The sequence below is a fragment of the Pseudomonas sp. PsB genome (assembly GCF_043658375.1).
In the GTDB taxonomy this organism is placed as follows: domain Bacteria; phylum Pseudomonadota; class Gammaproteobacteria; order Pseudomonadales; family Pseudomonadaceae; genus Aquipseudomonas; species Aquipseudomonas putida_Z.
This window is the reverse complement of sequence record NZ_JBIGLU010000035.1, coordinates 26,646-43,706: the sequence shown is the minus strand read 5'-3', so window position 1 is coordinate 43,706 and position 17,061 is coordinate 26,646. Positions and strand designations below refer to the sequence as shown.

The window sequence follows — 17,061 nt, the reverse complement described above, 5'->3', positions numbered from 1 at the left end:
CCGGGGGTCGCGGGTTCGAGTCCCGTCCGCTGCGCCATATTCCACTTCCAGGGCCTACTGAACACCCGGAAGTAACAAAAAAAGCGACCTTAGGGTCGCTTTTTTTGTTTCTGCATCCTGAGCGATTTCATCGTTCATGAAATCCTGGGGCCGCTTTGCGGCCCATCGCGACACAAGGCCGCTCCTACAGGGGTATGCGCAGTCAGCGAGTGACGCGATCTCCTGTAGGAGCGGCCTTGTGTCGCGAAAGGGGCGCAAAGCGCCCCCGGCAATTTCAGCTAGGACGCTCTTCTTCCCGCAAAGTCAGCACTTCAAACCCATCCTCGGTCACCGCCACGGTATGCTCCCACTGCGCCGACAAGCTGTGGTCGCGGGTAATCACCGTCCAGCCATCCTTCAGCGTGCGCGTCCCGCGTCCGCCCTGGTTGATCATCGGTTCGATGGTAAACACCATCCCCGGCTTCAACTTCAGGCCCATCCCGCGCTGGCCAATGTGCAGCACCTCGGGCCCTTCATGCATCTGTTGGCCAATGCCATGCCCGCAATACTCACGTACGACGCTGTAGCCCGCCGCTTCGGCATGGGTCTGGATGGCATGGCCGATATCACCCAGCGTAGCCCCGGGGCGTACCTGTTCGATGCCTTTCCATAGCGCGTCATAGGTGGTGTCGACCAGGCGCTGCGCCTCATCGCTGATCGGCCCGATGCTGTACATCTTTGACGAGTCGGCGATATAGCCGCCTTGTTCCAGAGTGATGTCGACGTTGATGATCGAGCCTTCCTTCAGCACTTCATCGACCTTGGGCATGCCATGGCACACCACATGGTCCACCGAGGTGTTGAGCGAATAGGGGAATCCATACTGGCCCTTGCTCGCCGGGCGGGCCTTGAGCGTGCCGACGATGAACGCCTCGGCGCGGTCGTTGATCTGCATGGTGGTCACGCCGGGGCGGATGAAGCTGTCGAGGTCGGCGAACACCTGGGCAAGCAGTTGGCCGGCGCGGCGCATCAGGTCGAGTTGGGCGGGGGTCTTGATAATCACCTGGGACATGGAGGAGTGCAGTGGCTCGTGCTGGAATGTGCCCCAGCATAGCGCCATGGGGTGTGGGGGTGCCATCGCATGGTGCATAGCCTGTACCGGCCTCTTCGCGGGCACGCCCGCTCCCACAGGTACAGCACCGCCCTCAGGCCTTGTGATATCCCTGTGGGAGCGGGCATGCCCGCGAAAGGGTCGGCACAGCTGGCCCATAAATTGCTGTTTCACCTCCATCCAGGGCTATCAACGTCGACAGCCCACAAAACTTCACGACAAAGGCGCCGTGTTGCCCCGCTTGCCCAGCAAGCAGGGGCAGCCGGCGCCTTTTTGCGTTCCCTACAGGAGCCCGCCCATGGCCAACAGCGAAGTGCGCAGCGTCTGCCCCTACTGCGGCGTCGGTTGCGGCATCGTCATGAGCGTCGCCGATGGCAAGGTCGGCAAGGTCAGCGGCGACAAGCAGCACCCCAGCAACTTCGGCCGCCTGTGCACCAAAGGCCTCACCGCACACCTGCCGCTGACCGCCGCCGGGCGCATGGAGGATGCCTATGTGCGCCAGCAGCGCAGCCAGCAGCCAGCGCGTACCGGCATCGACCAGGCCATCGCCGCCGCCGCTGCGCGCCTGCGTGGCATCATCGACCAGCACGGCCCCGACGCCGTGGCGCTGTACGTGTCCGGGCAGATGTCGCTGGAGGCCCAGTACCTGGCCAACAAGCTGGCCAAGGGCTTTATCCGCACCCGCCACATCGAGTCCAACTCGCGCCTGTGCATGGCCAGTGCCGGCAGCGGCTACAAGCTGTCGCTCGGTGCCGATGGCCCGCCCGGCAGCTATCAGGACTTCGAGCACGCCGACGTATTCCTGGTGATCGGCGCCAACATGGCCGACTGTCACCCGATCCTGTTCCTGCGCCTGCTCGACCGGGTCAAGGCGGGGGCCAAGCTGATCGTCGTCGACCCGCGGCGCAGCGCCACCGCCGACAAGGCCGACCTGTTCCTGCAGGTGCGCCCCGGCAGCGACATGGCCTTGCTCAATGGCCTGCTGCACCTGCTGCTGCGTAACGGCCACACCGACCCCGGCTTCATCGCCCGCCACACCGAAGGCTGGGACGAACTGCCGTCCTTTCTCGATGACTACACCCCTGACCGGGTGGCCGCCATCACCGGGCTGGCCGAGGCCGACATCATCAAGGCCGCCGAATGGATCGGCGGCGCCAGCAACTGGATGAGCTGCTGGACCATGGGCCTGAACCAGAGCATCCACGGCACCTGGCACACCAATGCGATCTGCAACCTGCACCTGGCCACGGGCGCCATCTGCCGCCCCGGCAGTGGGCCGTTCTCGCTGACCGGCCAACCCAATGCCATGGGCGGCCGTGAGATGGGCTACATGGGCCCCGGCCTGCCAGGCCAGCGCTCGGCGCTGGTAGCGCAAGACCGCGCCTTCGTCGAGCAGCAGTGGCAACTGGCCCCGGGCAGCCTGCGCAGCGAAGGCGGCGAGGGCACGGTGGCGCTGTTCGAGCAGATGAAAAGCGGCGTGGTAAAAGCCTGCTGGATCATCTGCAGCAACCCGGTGGCCAGTGTCGCCAACCGCCAGCAGGTGATCGACGGCCTGCGCCAGGCCGAACTGGTGATTACCCAGGATGCCTTCCTCGACACCGAGACCAACCGCTACGCCGACATCCTGCTACCGGCTGCGCTGTGGGCCGAAGGCGAGGGCGTGATGATCAACAGCGAGCGCAACCTCACCCTCATGCCACGTGCCGTCGAACCGCCCGGGCAGAGCCTGCCAGACTGGCAGATCATCGCCCGGGTCGCCTGCGCCATGGGCTATGCCGACGCCTTCGACTACCCCGATGCCGAGGCGGTGTACGAGGAGATCCGCCGCTTTCACAACCCAACCACCGGCTACGACCTGCGGGGCATCGGCTATGCCGAACTACGCGAACAGCCGCACCAGTGGCCCTGCGCCCCAGGCCGCAACAACCCGCGCAGCCCGCTGCGCTACCACAACGACGGCAGCAGCCAGACGCTGTTGCACGATGCCCAGGGCGAGTGCCCGGTGTTGGCCTTCCCGACCGCCAGCGGCAAGGCCCGCTTCTTCGCCCGGCCCTGGTTGCCGGCGGCGGAGCTGCCGGATGCCGATTACCCCATGGTGCTGAATACCGGCCGCGTGCAGCACCAGTGGCACACCCTGACCAAGACCGGCAAGGTACCGGCGCTGAACAAGCTGGAGCCCGGCCCCTTCGTGGAAATCCACCGCGACGATGCTGCCCGGCTGGGCATTGCCGAAAAGGATCAGGTGGCCATTCGCTCGCGCCGCGGGCAGGCCGTGCTGCCCGCGCGAATCAGCGACCGGGTCATGCCTGGCAACTGCTTTGCCCCGTTCCACTGGAATGACCTGATCGGCGAACAACTGGCGATCAACGCCGTGACCTGCGATGCGGTCGACCCGCTGTCGCTGCAGCCGGCGTTCAAGCATTGTGCCGTGACCCTGGAGCGGGTTGCAGGTGAGCGCATCGAAGCCCTTGATCTGAACACTGCCAATCCGGAGCCTGCCCGCATGCCGACCGCCACCCTGTCCCGTCTGCTTGGCCTGGACACCCTGCCAGCTCCGGTGCTGGCCGAGGAAGAGCGTCATTACCTGCAAGGCTTCCTGCTGGGCCTGGACCAGGCCCGCGCCGAGGGCGTGCCCTGCCTGCCGGCCAGTGCGCCGCTGGCCGCCACACGCCGGCTGTTCGTCGATGGCTTGCTGGCCGGGCTGTTCGCCCAGCCGGCGGTGCTGCCCGATGCGGCGTTGATAGCACCACGGCATCAGGTGCTGTGGGCTTCGCAAACCGGCAACGGCGAGCTGTTGGCCGAACGCTGTGCCGAGCGCCTGCGCGGTGCCGGCCTCGACGTGCAGCTCAGTTGCATGGAAGCGGTCAGCCCGCGCCAGCTGCAGGGCGCCGCCAGCGTGGTGCTGATCGCCAGCACCTTTGGCGATGGTGACGCACCCGACAGTGCAGCGGCATTCTGGCAAGCCTTGCAAGGCGAGGAGGGCGCCCACTGCGCCGAACTGCCTTTTGCCGTGCTGGCCCTGGGCGACTCCAGTTACGACCAGTTCTGCGGCTTTGGCCGCAAGCTCGACCAACGCCTGGCCGAGCTGGGTGGGCGGCGCCTGCTGCAGCGGGTGGACTGCGAGCCGGACTTCGACGACGCCTTCGCCGCCTGGCTGGATGCGCTGCTGCCCACGCTTGGCAGCGCTGCTGCACCGCAACCGGTCACCGAGCCTGCGCCCGTGGCGGCCTATGGCAAGCAGCAACCCTGGGCTGCCACCTTGCTGGAAAACCGCCTGCTCAACGGCCCGGGTGCCAGCAAGGAAACCCGTCAACTGGTGTTCGACCTGAGCGGCAGCGGTTTCACCTATGCCGCCGGTGATGCCTTGGGCGTGTGGCCGCGCAACTGTCCGGCCCTGGTCGACGAGCTGCTGGTGCTGATGCAGCTCGATGGCCAGACCATGGTTCAGCTGAAAGGCCAGCCCGCCATGCCGCTGACCGAAGCCCTGCAAGCGCACCTGGAGATCGCCAAGGTCACCACGCAGCAGCTGCAGGCCTTCGCCGGCAATGCCCCGGACCTGCAGCGCCTGCTGCAGCCCGAGTGCAAGGCCGAGCTGCAGGACTGGTTGTGGGGGCGGCAACTGGTCGATGTGCTGCGCACCTTCCCCCAGCAGCTGCCGCTGGCCAGCTGGCTGGAGCTGCTCAAACCGTTGCAGCCGCGCCTGTATTCGATCAGCTCCAGCCCGCTGGCGCACCCGCAGCAAGTGCACCTGACCGTTTCCACGGTGCGCTATGGCGCGCGCAAAGGGGTGTGTTCAAGCTTCCTTGCCGACCGTGCGCAGGCGCTGAAGGTAGCCATCTTCCCGCAAGTGTCGAAGCACTTTCGCCTGCCCGAGGACGACAGCGTGCCGGTGATCATGGTCGGCCCCGGCACCGGCATTGCGCCGTTCAGGGCCTTCCTCGAAGAGCGAGAGGCACGTGGGGCGAAAGGGGCCAACTGGCTGTTCTTCGGCGAGCAGTACGCGGCCACCGATTTCTATTACCAGGAGCAGCTGCAGGCCTGGCAGGCTGCAGGGCACTTGCGCCTGGACACAGCGTTCTCGCGCGACCAGGCCGAGAAGGTTTACGTGCAGCAGCGCATGCTCGAACAGGGCGCGCAGTTGTGGCAGTGGCTGGAGGCGGGGGCGTACTTCTATGTGTGTGGCGATGCGCAGCGCATGGCCAAGGATGTGGATGCGGCGTTGCGGGCGATCGTCGCCGAGCATGGCGGCATGGATGCAGCGGCGGCTGCGGCTTATGTCGAAGCGCTGGGCAGGGCCAAGCGGTATCGGCGGGATGTGTATTGATGTGCACCGGGATGGGGTGTTGTGCACTGTGAATGTGCATGACCTGTGCCGGCCTCTTCGCGGGTAAACCCGCTCCCACAGGTACTGCACAGGTCTGAAAATTGTGGAGATCCCTGTGGGAGCGGGTTTACCCGCGAAGAGGCCGGCACAGGCAACCCAGTTGGCACACTCCCTGCTTTACCCTGGTTACAACAAAGCCCACTGATCAACGGCGATCAACCCGGGCCCCCTACCGTGATGAATACAGGCAAAGGCGCCTGGAGCTTCGGCTCCAGGCGCTTTTTTTTTGATCGAGGATCGGCTTATGAAGGCAACAGCGAGCAGCGGGCAACGAGAGCGACTGGTCATCGTCGGCAACGGCATGGTCGGCCACCATTGCGTCGAACAACTGGTCAGCCGCGGCGCCCTGCAGCGCTTCGAAGTGCATGTGTTCGGCGAAGAGCGCCAACGCGCCTACGACCGCGTTCACCTGTCCGAGTACTTCGGCGGCAGCTGTGCCGAAACCCTGGCCCTGTGCGAGCAGGACTTCTACGGTACCAACGGTGTGCACCTGCACCTCGGCGAAGCGGTGTTGGAAATCGACCGTGAGCGCGGCGAAGTGGTCACCGCCGAGGGCCGCTATGGCTACGACCAGCTGGTGCTGGCCACAGGTTCCTACCCGTTCGTGCCGCCGATCGAAGGTTCCAGCGGCAATGCCCGCCTGGTCTACCGCACCCTTGACGACCTCGACGGCATCCGCGCTGCCGCAGCCAGTGCCCGCCGTGGCGTGGTAGTGGGCGGTGGCCTGCTTGGCCTGGAAGCAGCCAACGCCCTCAAGTCGCTGGGCCTGGAAGCCCACGTGGTGGAATTCGCCCCACGGCTGATGCCGGTGCAGCTGGACGGCGAGGGCGGTGCCGCGCTCAAGGCACAGATCGAAGCGCTGGGCGTTGGCGTGCATCTGTCGCGCGCCACCCAGTCGATCAGTGCGGGTGAAGACTACCGCTACCGCATGAACTTCGATGGCGGCGAGCACCTGGAAACCGACCTGATCGTGTTCTCTGCGGGTATCCGCCCGCAGGATGCCCTGGGCCGTGCCTGTGGCCTGGACATCGCCGCGCGTGGCGGCGTGGTCATCGACAACCATTGCCGCAGCAGCGACCCACGCATCTTTGCCATCGGCGAGTGCGCCTCGTGGAACGGCAGCGTGTTCGGCCTGGTCGCCCCGGGCTACAGCATGGCGCGCAACCTGGCGGCATTGCTGATGGGTGAAGCCGCTGGCGAATTCACCGGTGCCGACATGTCGACCAAGCTCAAGTTGCTGGGCGTGGATGTCGGTTCCATCGGCGATGCCCATGGCGCCACCCCGGGCGCACGCAGCTACCGCTTCATCGACGAAGCCAACAGCGCCTACCGCCGGCTGGTGGTGGATGCCAGCGGCAAGCACGTGCTCGGTGCGGTGCTGGTGGGCGACAACAGCTACTACGACACCCTGCTGCAGTACGCCCAGAACGGCATCGCCCTGCCAGCCGACCCCGCGGCATTGATCCTGCCGCAAGGCGGCGGCGCACCGGCCCTGGGCGCCGATGCACTGCCCGATAGCGCGACCATCTGCTCCTGCCACAACGTCAGCAAGGGCGCGGTCTGCGCCGCCATCGACAGCGGCTGCGGCGACCTTGCCGCAGTCAAGGGCTGCACCAAGGCCGCCACCGGTTGTGGTGGTTGCGCGGCACTGCTCAAGCAGGTGTTCGAGCATGAGCTGACCGCCCGCGGCGTGGCGGTGGACAAGAGCCTGTGCGAGCACTTCGCCTACACCCGTCAGGAGCTGTACGGGCTGGTGCGGGTAGAGGGTATCCGCACCTTCAACGAACTGCTCGAACGCCACGGCAAGGGCCACGTTGGCTGCGACATCTGCAAGCCGGCGGTGGGCAGTATCCTCGCCTCGTGCTGGAACCAGCCGATCATGGACCCGGCGCTGGTGCCGCTGCAGGACACCAACGACACCTTCATGGCCAACATGCAGAAGAACGGCACCTACTCGGTGGTGCCGCGCATCCCCGGTGGTGAGATCACCCCCGACAAGCTCATCGTGATCGGCCAGGTGGCGAAAAAGTACGACCTGTACACCAAGATCACCGGCGGCCAGCGCATCGACCTGTTCGGCGCCCAGTTGCACGAGCTGCCGCTGATCTGGGGCGAGCTGATCGAGGCCGGCTTCGAAACCGGCCATGCCTACGGCAAGTCGACCCGCACGGTGAAATCGTGCGTTGGCAGCACCTGGTGCCGTTACGGCGTGCAGGACAGCGTCGGCATGGCCCTGCGTCTGGAAGACCGCTACAAAGGCCTGCGCAGCCCGCACAAGCTCAAGTTCGCGGTGTCCGGTTGCACTCGCGAATGCGCCGAGGCACAGAGCAAGGACATCGGCGTGATCGCCACCGACAAGGGCTGGAACCTGTATGTGTGCGGCAATGGCGGCATGCGCCCGCGGCATGCCGAACTGTTTGCCACCGACCTCGACGACGAAACCCTGGTGCGCCTGATCGACCGCGTGCTGATGTTCTACATCCGCACCGCCGACAAACTGCAGCGCACCTCGGTGTGGCGCGAGAACCTGGAAGGTGGGCTGGACTACCTGAAGCAGGTGATCATCGACGACAGCCTGGGCCTGGCCAGCGAGCTGGAGGCGCAGATGCAGCATGTGGTCGACCAGTATGAATGCGAGTGGGCCAACGCCCTCAACGACCCCGAGAAGCTCAAGCGCTTCCGTACTTTCGTCAACGACCGCCGCGCCGACCCGGACGTGCACTTCGTGCGCGAACGCGAACAGCGCCGGCCTGCTGCGCCACTGCACCTGATCCCAACCGTCGAGGAGGCTGTCTGATGAACCTGTCCAATGCTGCTGTGAAAACCCACGAGAACTGGCAGGCGGTGTGCCAGGCGGATGACCTGGTGGCCGATTCCGGGGTGGTGGTCTGGCTCGACGGGGCCCAGGTGGCGCTGTTCTACCTGCCGGGGCAGGCGCAGCCGCTGTACGCGGTGGACAACCGCGACCCGCGGTCCGGCGCCAACATCATCGGCCGCGGGCTGGTTGGCAGTGTGCAGGGCGAGCTGGTGGTGGCCGCGCCGTTGTACAAGCAGCACTTCAGCCTGCAAAGCGGGGAGTGCCTGGAAGATGCCGGGCAGCGTTTGCGGGTGTGGCCGGTGCGCTTGAATGGTGAGGCGGTGGAGTTGGCAGTGGTCTGATCCCCCATCCGCTGCCTTCGCCAACAAACCCGCTCTCAAGACGTGCACAGGACCTGTGGGAGAAGCCTTGTGTAGCGAAAGGTCTGCACAGCAGCCCCGGCAACTGTTGCCATGATGCTGATATCCCAGGGCCGCTTCGCGGCCCATCGCAGGCAAGTCAGCTCCTGCAGGTTGCAGGCCTTATCGCAACTGGTATATCTGCCAGTACATTTGTCTTGATGGTGCGTTCATGATAGCCGGTAGCGCAGGGGATAGAGGTAACTGGCACTATGTCCATAATGAGGTCCATGATCCGAAAGTATTTCTATGGGCGCAATGGTGTTTCAACGCTTGTCGGCGGGGATGAGTTTCTCTCCTGCATGCGCTTTGATGTGGGGCTATCAGCCATTCGCTCATCAGTTGGTTTAACTAGAATTATCGGCAGCGATTCACAAGGTTCGGTGCTATCTGAAATTGAAAGTGCGACGTGCGCTCATCGATGTTTCGCTGTTCATGGTGTCGCTGCACATCGGCCGGTAAAGGATATCGGCTTCAAAGGTGAACGCTGCGATATGCTGACGCAGTGCTACCCTCTGGGAAATGGCTACCGTACCTACAGCCCAGTGTTGATGCGCTTTCAAAGCGCCGATAACCAATCACCGTTTGGCAAGGGTGGGTTGAATGCATATGCCTTTGTAAAAGGGGACCCTGTCAACTTGAGCGACCCCAGCGGTCATTCACCAATAAATGCCGAGGTTTTTTACTACAGGGGCCCCATCAAAGTGATTGATGGGATGCGGGTTTTCTACTCGCAGAATGTTTCTGGAGTGCAGGTTCTGAATATCGGGGCTCATGGTGTGGCCGGCAGAATTGGAACTCAGCGGGTCAACCATCCCGCACGTGCAGTTGTGCAGACTTTGCAAAAACATGGTTACTCTATGAACGGGCAAGAGACGCATATCCTGGCATGCAATTCCGCTAACGGCCAATCCTCATTTATCCAGGACATGGCGAACATTACTCAGGCGCCTTCGACAGGCTATCAGGGCAGTTTGTGGACGGATGATAATCGGCCGGCCATGATCAATGGCAGCATGGACAATTACTGGGTCAAGCTGATCAAAACGATGGCTTCCGACGACCCCGATTTTGCGCGGTTCGCCTATGCACCTGTCACGGTAAAGCCGGCAATTGCACCACGTGAAGTATCGAACGAACCGAAAGACTTGGCTCTCAAGTTGAGGCAATGACCACCTGAAGGCGTAAAGTGGTAGCTCGTTTTTACAGATCGCCCCGCCATGAACCTCGACACCCGCATCAAGTACCGCCACCTGCTGTGCTTCCTGGAGATTGCCCGGCAGGGCAGCCTGGCCAGGGCTGCCGACATCCTGGCAATCAGCCAGCCAGCCATCTCCAAGACCCTCAAGGAACTCGAAGACCTGCTGGAAACGCGCCTGTTCGTGCGCAGCCGCCAGGGCGTCGAGCTGACCCCGGCCGGTACGCGTTTCATGCGCTATGCCGGGCCCAGCGTGCAGGCCCTGCGCGATGGCGTCAGCAGCCTGCGTGGCGAGGCGCGGGCACCGTCGCAAGTGCGCATCGGCGTGTTGTCCACGGTCGAAGGCCTGCTCATGCCCGAAGTGCTGTGCCGCCTGCATCAGCGGCATGAGGCGCTGGTGATCAGTGTGGTCACCGGGGTCAGCGCGCAGCTGCTCGGCCAGTTGCGCCTGGGCGAACTGGAACTGGTGGTCGGGCGCATGACCGACAGCCCGCAGATCCAGGGCCTGTCGTTCGAGCACCTGTACAGCGAGTCGATGAGCCTGGTGGTGCGGCCCGGCCACCCGTTGCTGGCCGGCACGCCGGTGGAGCGGGCGCAGGTGGGCCGTTACCCGTTGGTATTGCCGCCCGCAGGCACCACCATCCGCCAGCATGCCGACAGCCTGTTCGTGCAATGTGGCATCCAGATGCCCGCCCAGCGCCTGGAAACCCTGTCGCTGGCGCTGAGCCGGCGCTACCTGCTGGGCAGCGATGCCGTGTGGGTGGCGCCGCGCGATGCGGTGCTGCTCGACCTGCGCCGGGGCGAGCTGGTCGAGCTCGACCTGGGTGTGCGCGAGCCAGGCGGCTCGGTCGGCATCTGTCGCAATGCCGCCTTGCCGCAGAGCCTGCCTGGGCAGTGGGTATGCGAGGTGTTGCGCGAGGTGGCGGAGCAGTATCGCGAGGGGCGGTATCCTTGAGGGGGTGGTGGGGCTGGTAGTGTTCGCCGGTAGATGGTCGGCGCCTGTGAGATCGAGCGCCGCCCGCGCGGCGCTTCGCAGCACAAGGCTGCTCCTACATCTGTTTCGGGCCAGTAACGCCTGTACCAATGCGCGCGACCGCCTTGTTGGTCCGTCACGATATCGAGGTGAACACCAAGGGACGCGCGCCTCTGCTTCAGGAATAACTGGCCCGAAACAGATGTAGGAGCAGCCTTGTGCTGCGAAGCGCCGCGCGGGCGGCGCTCGATCTCACAGGCGCTGCAAACCTCCCGACATACACCCGCGGCATTCACCTCCCTCCCAACCAATCTCGGACTTCGCACAAATAAATCCCCCGCAAAACCGGGCAAAGGCGCCGCAACCGGTCAATACTGGCCAGTGGCTGCACATCCTTTGATGAATAAGCGTTTAACTACTGAACTTCCTTACCAAAACCCGCTCCTATGCCGGTAGCCATTGGTCATGGCCGCCTGCTAAGCTCGCGGCTTTACCCTGATTGCCCTTTTGGCGCATGAACAAGGAAATAGCATGAAACAGCATCGTTTGGCGGCTGCGGTTGCCCTGGTAGGCCTGGTACTGGCTGGCTGTGATCAACAGACCAGCAGCCCCGAGCTGAAGACTCCGGCACAGAAAGCCTCCTACGGTATCGGCCTGAACATGGGCAAGAGCCTGGCTCAGGAAGGCATGGAAGACCTTGATTCGAAAGCAGTCGCCCTCGGCATCGAAGACGCCGTTGGCAAGAAGGAACAGCGCATCAAGGACGAAGAGCTGGTAGAGGCCTTCACCGCGCTGCAGAAGCGTGCCGAAGAGCGCCTGGCCAAGGCCAGCGAAGAAGCCGCCTCCGCCGGCAAGAAGTTCCTCGAGGAAAACGCCAAGAAACCAGGCGTGGTCACCACTGCCTCGGGCCTGCAGTACGAAGTGGTTAAGAAGGCCGACGGCCCGCAGCCCAAGGCGACTGACGTGGTCACCGTCCACTACGAAGGCAAGCTGATCGATGGCAAGGTGTTCGACAGCTCCGTCGAGCGCGGCAGCCCGATCGACCTGCCGGTCAGCGGCGTGATCCCGGGTTGGGTCGAAGGCTTGCAGCTGATGCACGTCGGCGAGAAGTACAAGCTGTTCATCCCGGCTGAACTGGCCTACGGTGCGCAGAGCCCAAGCCCGCTGATCCCGGCCAACTCGGTACTGGTATTCGACCTGGAACTGATCGCCATCAAGGATCCGGCCCAACTGCAAGGCGCCGAGCCGGAAGCGGAAGCTCCTGCCGAGGCCCCGGCCGAAGCGCCTGCCAAGTAACACTGGCTGGCCCACGCAAAACGCCCCGTCCTGACGGGGCGTTTTCGTTTGTGTCGGGTAGTTGGACGAACCTGCAACTGCTGATACTGTCCGAGGAAATGCAGCGTGAAGAAGCAGAATGCTTCTGACGCAAACCGTTTGCGGCGTACGCACCCAAGGTGTGAAACGACTGTGTAAAAAACGCCCGATCTGACCGGGGCCCTTGCCCGGCAGGCACCTGGGGTCGGAAACGTCGCCCTGTTCACAAGGTTATCCACAATAAATGTGGATAACCTTTTCCTCTTGGAGGCTCCATGAGCGCACCCTGGAATTTCGCCCGTTTCCTGCCCTTGGCCGAGCGCCTGCTCAGCCGTGGCCGGTTGCCGGCCTTGCTGTTTGCGGTAGCCCGCAAAGGCCCGCGCATCGGCCAGTTGCGTGAAGATGTGAAGCTGCTGCAGTCGCTGTGCCTGGCCTGGTGGCGCGGCGAGTACCGCGCCATCAGCCCCAAGGCGCTGGTCACCATCGTCGCCGGGCTGCTGTATTTCGTCAGCCCCATCGACGCCATCCCCGACTGGCTGCTGGGCGTGGGTTTCCTCGACGACATCGCGGTACTGGGTTGGGTGCTTAAGACCGTGGCTGACGAACTGGCGCGCTTCAAGGCCTGGCGCGACAGCCAGGCGCCCGAGCGGCTGCGCGTGGTCGAGCGCCTGCCGGCCACCCCCGAAGCGCTGCGGTTGGAACGCAACACGCAGTGAAACTGGCCGCAACCGCAGCGCAACTGCACAGACCCCAGAGTTGGTAATATAATTGGCATAAGGGTTATGCCTACGGATTACATGCTGTAATCCTTTTTAAAGGGGTTTGTAATGGGTATTCAGGTCATCAGCCGGGACGGTCAACCCGAGTACGCCGTCGTTCCCTGGGAACAGTACCAGGCACTACTCAAGGCCGCAGGGCAGGCACCTGCCGAGGTGGTTGCCAGTGAAGCGCAGGGCGATGCAGCCAGTGCGCCATTGCCGGCCTTCAGCGAAGTGGCACAGATTCGCCAGGCCAAGGGCATTGCCCCTGAGCAACTGGCGCGCAATGTCGGGGTAAGCCCGGCTTACCTGGCCATGATCGAATCGGGCGAACGCCAGCCGGATGCTGCCATCCGCCGAGCCCTGGCCTGGCATCTGGGGGTGGCTGGCTGGAGCGAGCCATCATGAGCCAGGTCAGGATCAGCCGTCAGCACTGGGATAACCTGCTGGGCGAGCTTGACCTGGCCCGTCGTCAACGTCACTTGCTGACGTATCGAGCGCTCATCGAGCGCTTGCAGTTGCCCAGCCCGGCCATGCAGACGCTGACAGCCGCGCTGGAGTACCTGGCGGTGCTGGATGCCCGCGCCGAGCAGCCATTGCGCAGCTCGCTGGTGATCAGCCAGGGTGCCAGCCGTTTGCCGCGTACCGGTTTTTTTGAGTGCGTGGAGCGCCTGGGGCGTTTCTCCGGGCCGGTGGATGGCATGGAGGCGGCGTCGTGGCATGCCTCCGAGGTAGTTCGGGTGTTCGAGTACAGCTACCCCGAAACAGCCTGATTCGTTGCCTGTTCCGGCCTCTTCGCGGGTAAACCCGCTCCCACAGGGATAGCGCCGACCTGTAGGAGCAGCCTTGTGCTGCGAAAGGGCCGGTATGTGTAATGCCCTCTTCGCAGCACAAGGCTGCTCCTACAAGGTAATGCACAAGGTTCAAGATGTGTGGTGAACCTGTGGGAGCGGGTTTACCCGCGAAGAGGCCGGAACAGGCAAAGCATCTCTGTGGATCAGCCCACAAGCCCTGCCATCGGCATCCACCACCTCCAATACCTCCAGGTGCCGGTGCCGGCCAAACAACTCCAGCAACTGCCCAATCGTCGCATTGAGCCGCACCGTCGGCTGTTCGGCCAGCGGAACGTTCATCAGCGCCGGTAGCGGCCGGCTTTCGCGCACCCCCAGCTCTTGCGGCCGCCCCAGCAGGTAGCCCTGCACCAGGTCCACGCCCATCTCCACCAGCACCGCCAGCTCTTCCGCCAGCTCGATGCCTTCGGCAATTACCTGCGCCTTCGACGCCCGGGCAATCTGCAGTATCGAACCGACGAACTCACGCTTGAGCGGGTCGCGGTGGATGCCGTCGATGAAATGGCGGTCAATCTTCACGTATTCGGGGCGCAGCTCCGACCACAGGCGCAGGCTCGAGTAACCCGCCCCCAGATCGTCGATGGCAATCGAGAAGCCCATGTCCCGGTAGTGGTGCAGGGCATTGGACAGCAGCTGGAAGTCGTCGGTCGGGGTGTGTTCGGTCAGTTCGATCACCACCCGGCTGGGTGGCAGGCCGACCTGTTCGAGCAGTTTCAGGGTCTGGCCGGACGGGTAGTGCGGCTCCAGCAGCGATTCCGGCGAGATGTTGAGAAACAGCTTGCCCTGCAACTGCTGTTCGCTGAAACGCCGGCAGGCGCTTTCCCGGCAGGCAGCCTCCAGCTCGGTCAGGCGGCCGGCCTGGCGTGCGATGGTAAACAGGTTCAGCGGTGCGTGCAGCGGGCTGTTGGACGGCCCTCGACTCAATGCTTCATGGCCGAAAACCCGTTGCTCGCTCAGGCACATGATCGGCTGGAACAGACTGTGAATGCTGCGTTGAGCCAGGATGGCACTCAAGGCACTGAGCTGTTCGGCGACGGTCATGACGTATTCCTGAAAATGAAAGGGCCGGGCGTTTCCACGCCCGGCCCCTCTATTTCACGACAGCGCGATGACTGTTTGATGACAAGTGAAGCTAATTTGCCATCATTGCCGCAGTGCCTTACTTCTTGGCCACCTTGGTGCTCGCACTCAGGTAGTCGATCAGGATGCGACCGGTTTCCGACAGGTAGGCATCGTCTTCCGGCTTGGTGTTTTCATCCTCGGTCGGCAGCGCGTCCTCGTCCTCTTTCTTCAGCTCCTTCAGCGGCTCTTCACCCTTGGCCTTGCGGCGGATGTTCTCCAGCGCCAGCTGCTTGGCCTCGATTTCGTCGTGGCGTGCACGGCGGTCCTGCTCGTTGAGGCTGACGGTCTTCTCGTTCATCAGCTTCTGGGTCAGGGCCAGGCGGTCGCGGATGTAGGTGAACTCCGCGTCCTTGTCGCTGCGCGCTTCATGCTGCGCCTTGAGCTGGGCCAGGAACGGCTTGAACGGGTCGGCCGCCGGCTTGACCACCGGGCGAATGGTGTCCCATGGCATGGCCTCGGGCAGGGCGCTCTCGCCGATTTCCTTGGTGTCGATGATCGACGGGTAGTCGATGTCCGGCAGCACGCCCTGGTGTTGGGTGCTCTGCCCGGAAACCCGGTAGAACTTGGCCAGGGTTAGCTTCAGCTCGCCATGGTTGAGTGGCTGGATGGTCTGCACGGTGCCTTTGCCGAAGGTCTGGCCACCGATGATCAGCGCACGGTGGTAGTCCTGCATGGCACCGGCGAAGATCTCCGAAGCCGAGGCCGACAGGCGGTTGACCAGCAGCGCCAGCGGGCCCTTGTAGAAGGCACCGGGGTTTTCGTCTTCCAGCACGTCAACACGGCCGTCGCTGTTGCGCACCAGCACGGTCGGGCCTTTCTCGATGAACAGGCTGGTCAGCTCGGTGGCTTCCTGCAGCGAGCCGCCGCCGTTGTTGCGCAGGTCGATGACCACGCCGTCGACTTTTTCTTTCTGCAGTTCGGTGAGCAGCTTCTTCACGTCCCGCGTGGTGCTCTTGTACTCCGGGTCACCGGCGCGGTAGGCCTTGAAGTCGAGGTAGAAGGCCGGGATCTCGATGATGCCCAGCTTGTAGTCACGCCCGTCCTGCTTGAGCTTGAGCACCGACTTCTTCGCTGCCTGCTCTTCGAGCTTCACCGCCTCGCGGGTGATCGACACGATCTTGCTGGTCTGGTCGCTAGGCGCGTTGCTGGCCGGGATGATCTCCAGGCGCACCACCGAGCCTTTCGGGCCGCGGATCAGCTTGACCACTTCGTCCAGGCGCCAGCCGACCACGTCGACCATTTCCTTGTTGCCCTGGGCCACGCCGATGATCTTGTCGGCCGGTGCCACCTGCTTGGTCTTGGCCGCCGGGCCAGCCGGCACCAGGCGCACGATCTTGACCTGGTCGTTGTCGCTTTGCAGCACTGCGCCGATGCCTTCCAGCGACAGGCTCATGTTGATGTCGAAGTTTTCCGCGTTGTCCGGCGACAGGTAGTTGGTGTGCGGGTCGTAGGACTGGGCGAAGGTGTTGATGTAGGCCTGGAAGATGTCCTCGGCACGGGTCTGGTCCAGGCGCGACAGCTGGTTCTTGTAGCGCTTGGTCAGGGTTTCCTGGATTTGCTTGGGTTCCTTGCCGGCGATCTTCTGGCGCAGCACTTCGTCCTTGACGCGTTTGCGCCACAAATCGTCGAGCTCGGCCTGGTCCTTCATCCATGGGGCGTCCTTGCGGTCGATCAGCAAGGTTTCCTTGGCGTTGAAGTCGATCTTGTCCACGCCCTTGTTCAGCTCGGCCAGGGCGAAGTCCAGGCGTTGCTTGACGCGGTCCAGGTAGCGTTTGTAGATGGTGAAGCCCGGGTCCAGGTTACCGCTCTTGAGGAAATCGTCGAATTGCGTTTTCCATTTGTCGAATTCGGCGATGTCGGCAGCGGTGAAGTAGCTGCGCGCCGGGTCCAGCAGCTTGATGTAGCTGTCATAGATGATGACCGAACGGGCGTCGTCCAGCGGCGGCTTGCTGTAGTGGTGGCGCTTGAGCAATTCCACCACGTTGAGGCTGGCGACGATCTCGTCGCGGTCCGGCTGCAGGCTGTCCCATTTGTTGGCGGCCGCCGCATTGCCGCCGAGCGTGAGGCCGCCCAGGCCGATCATCAGCGCCAGGGCGGTGCTTGGGAGGAAATGCTTCATGCTGATTCGACGTGGAGACAATTGATCACGCATAGT

General features: G+C 63.6%; 12 protein-coding genes. 9 read left to right on the top strand and 3 right to left on the bottom strand.

The genetic code is table 11. From position 1 onward, the window contains the following. Positions 1-274: 274 nt before the first annotated feature. A complete protein-coding gene (gene map / locus ACGLHT_RS25815) occupies positions 275-1,051 on the bottom strand; it encodes a type I methionyl aminopeptidase (protein WP_137163198.1) in 777 nt (258 codons plus the stop codon). A 337-nt stretch (positions 1,052-1,388) separates the two neighbouring features. Between map and ACGLHT_RS25810 the strand changes: the two genes are divergently transcribed. The 9 genes from ACGLHT_RS25810 to ACGLHT_RS25770 all read left to right on the top strand — a co-directional run bounded on the left by ACGLHT_RS25810 (position 1,389) and on the right by ACGLHT_RS25770 (position 13,706). After that, on the top strand, positions 1,389-5,414 hold the full coding sequence (locus ACGLHT_RS25810) for a bifunctional nitrate reductase/sulfite reductase flavoprotein subunit alpha (protein WP_274120158.1): 4,026 nt from the start codon (positions 1,389-1,391) through the stop codon (positions 5,412-5,414). 304 nt (positions 5,415-5,718) lie between these two features. Then, positions 5,719-8,271 carry a nitrite reductase large subunit NirB gene (gene nirB / locus ACGLHT_RS25805; protein ID WP_025338051.1) on the top strand — a complete coding sequence of 851 codons (2,553 nt, stop codon included), beginning with the start codon at positions 5,719-5,721 and terminating at the stop codon, positions 8,269-8,271. Then, complete coding sequence (nirD, locus tag ACGLHT_RS25800) at positions 8,271-8,633, top strand: nitrite reductase small subunit NirD (protein WP_137163201.1); 363 nt, start codon at positions 8,271-8,273, stop codon at positions 8,631-8,633. The genes nirB and nirD overlap by 1 nt, the downstream gene beginning before the upstream one ends. Positions 8,634-8,920: 287 nt before the next feature. After that, entirely contained in the window at positions 8,921-9,862 is a 942-nt protein-coding gene (locus ACGLHT_RS25795) for an RHS repeat-associated core domain-containing protein (RefSeq protein ID WP_212734916.1), read from the top strand. Between the two features lie 48 nt (positions 9,863-9,910). Then, positions 9,911-10,843, top strand: a complete 933-nt coding sequence (gene pcaQ / locus ACGLHT_RS25790) for a pca operon transcription factor PcaQ (RefSeq protein ID WP_274120159.1) — start codon at positions 9,911-9,913, stop codon at positions 10,841-10,843. A gap of 549 nt (positions 10,844-11,392) precedes the next feature. Next, on the top strand, positions 11,393-12,157 hold the full coding sequence (locus tag ACGLHT_RS25785) for an FKBP-type peptidyl-prolyl cis-trans isomerase (protein WP_003257347.1): 765 nt from the start codon (positions 11,393-11,395) through the stop codon (positions 12,155-12,157). A 293-nt stretch (positions 12,158-12,450) separates the two neighbouring features. Beyond that, positions 12,451-12,891 (top strand): YkvA family protein, encoded by a 441-nt coding sequence (locus tag ACGLHT_RS25780; protein ID WP_015269270.1) that lies wholly within the window; start codon positions 12,451-12,453, stop codon positions 12,889-12,891. A 111-nt stretch (positions 12,892-13,002) separates the two neighbouring features. After that, entirely contained in the window at positions 13,003-13,341 is a 339-nt protein-coding gene (locus tag ACGLHT_RS25775; RefSeq protein WP_039614580.1) for a helix-turn-helix transcriptional regulator, read from the top strand. Further along, positions 13,338-13,706 carry a hypothetical protein gene (locus ACGLHT_RS25770; protein ID WP_013971408.1) on the top strand — a complete coding sequence of 123 codons (369 nt, stop codon included), beginning with the start codon at positions 13,338-13,340 and terminating at the stop codon, positions 13,704-13,706. The genes ACGLHT_RS25775 and ACGLHT_RS25770 overlap by 4 nt, the downstream gene beginning before the upstream one ends. Before the next feature lie 150 nt (positions 13,707-13,856). Here ACGLHT_RS25770 and ACGLHT_RS25765 read toward each other — a convergent pair whose 3' ends face one another. After that, a complete protein-coding gene (locus ACGLHT_RS25765) occupies positions 13,857-14,825 on the bottom strand; it encodes an EAL domain-containing protein (protein ID WP_274120160.1) in 969 nt (322 codons plus the stop codon). 118 nt (positions 14,826-14,943) lie between these two features. Further along, positions 14,944-17,025, bottom strand: a complete 2,082-nt coding sequence (locus ACGLHT_RS25760) for a carboxy terminal-processing peptidase (RefSeq protein WP_170978816.1) — start codon at positions 17,023-17,025, stop codon at positions 14,944-14,946. Between the last annotated feature and the right edge of the window lie 36 nt (positions 17,026-17,061).

Bases quoted from the DNA above. Each gene is read 5' to 3' on its own strand.
- map (WP_137163198.1), bottom strand. From the start codon at position 1,051: ATGTCCCAGGTGATTATCAAGACCCCCGCCCAACTCGACCTGATGCGC.
- ACGLHT_RS25810 (WP_274120158.1), top strand. From the start codon at position 1,389: ATGGCCAACAGCGAAGTGCGCAGCGTCTGCCCCTACTGCGGCGTCGGT.
- nirB (WP_025338051.1), top strand. From the start codon at position 5,719: ATGAAGGCAACAGCGAGCAGCGGGCAACGAGAGCGACTGGTCATCGTC.
- nirD (WP_137163201.1), top strand. From the start codon at position 8,271: ATGAACCTGTCCAATGCTGCTGTGAAAACCCACGAGAACTGGCAGGCG.
- ACGLHT_RS25795 (WP_212734916.1), top strand. From the start codon at position 8,921: ATGATCCGAAAGTATTTCTATGGGCGCAATGGTGTTTCAACGCTTGTC.
- pcaQ (WP_274120159.1), top strand. From the start codon at position 9,911: ATGAACCTCGACACCCGCATCAAGTACCGCCACCTGCTGTGCTTCCTG.
- ACGLHT_RS25785 (WP_003257347.1), top strand. From the start codon at position 11,393: ATGAAACAGCATCGTTTGGCGGCTGCGGTTGCCCTGGTAGGCCTGGTA.
- ACGLHT_RS25780 (WP_015269270.1), top strand. From the start codon at position 12,451: ATGAGCGCACCCTGGAATTTCGCCCGTTTCCTGCCCTTGGCCGAGCGC.
- ACGLHT_RS25775 (WP_039614580.1), top strand. From the start codon at position 13,003: ATGGGTATTCAGGTCATCAGCCGGGACGGTCAACCCGAGTACGCCGTC.
- ACGLHT_RS25770 (WP_013971408.1), top strand. From the start codon at position 13,338: ATGAGCCAGGTCAGGATCAGCCGTCAGCACTGGGATAACCTGCTGGGC.
- ACGLHT_RS25765 (WP_274120160.1), bottom strand. From the start codon at position 14,825: ATGACCGTCGCCGAACAGCTCAGTGCCTTGAGTGCCATCCTGGCTCAA.
- ACGLHT_RS25760 (WP_170978816.1), bottom strand. From the start codon at position 17,025: ATGAAGCATTTCCTCCCAAGCACCGCCCTGGCGCTGATGATCGGCCTG.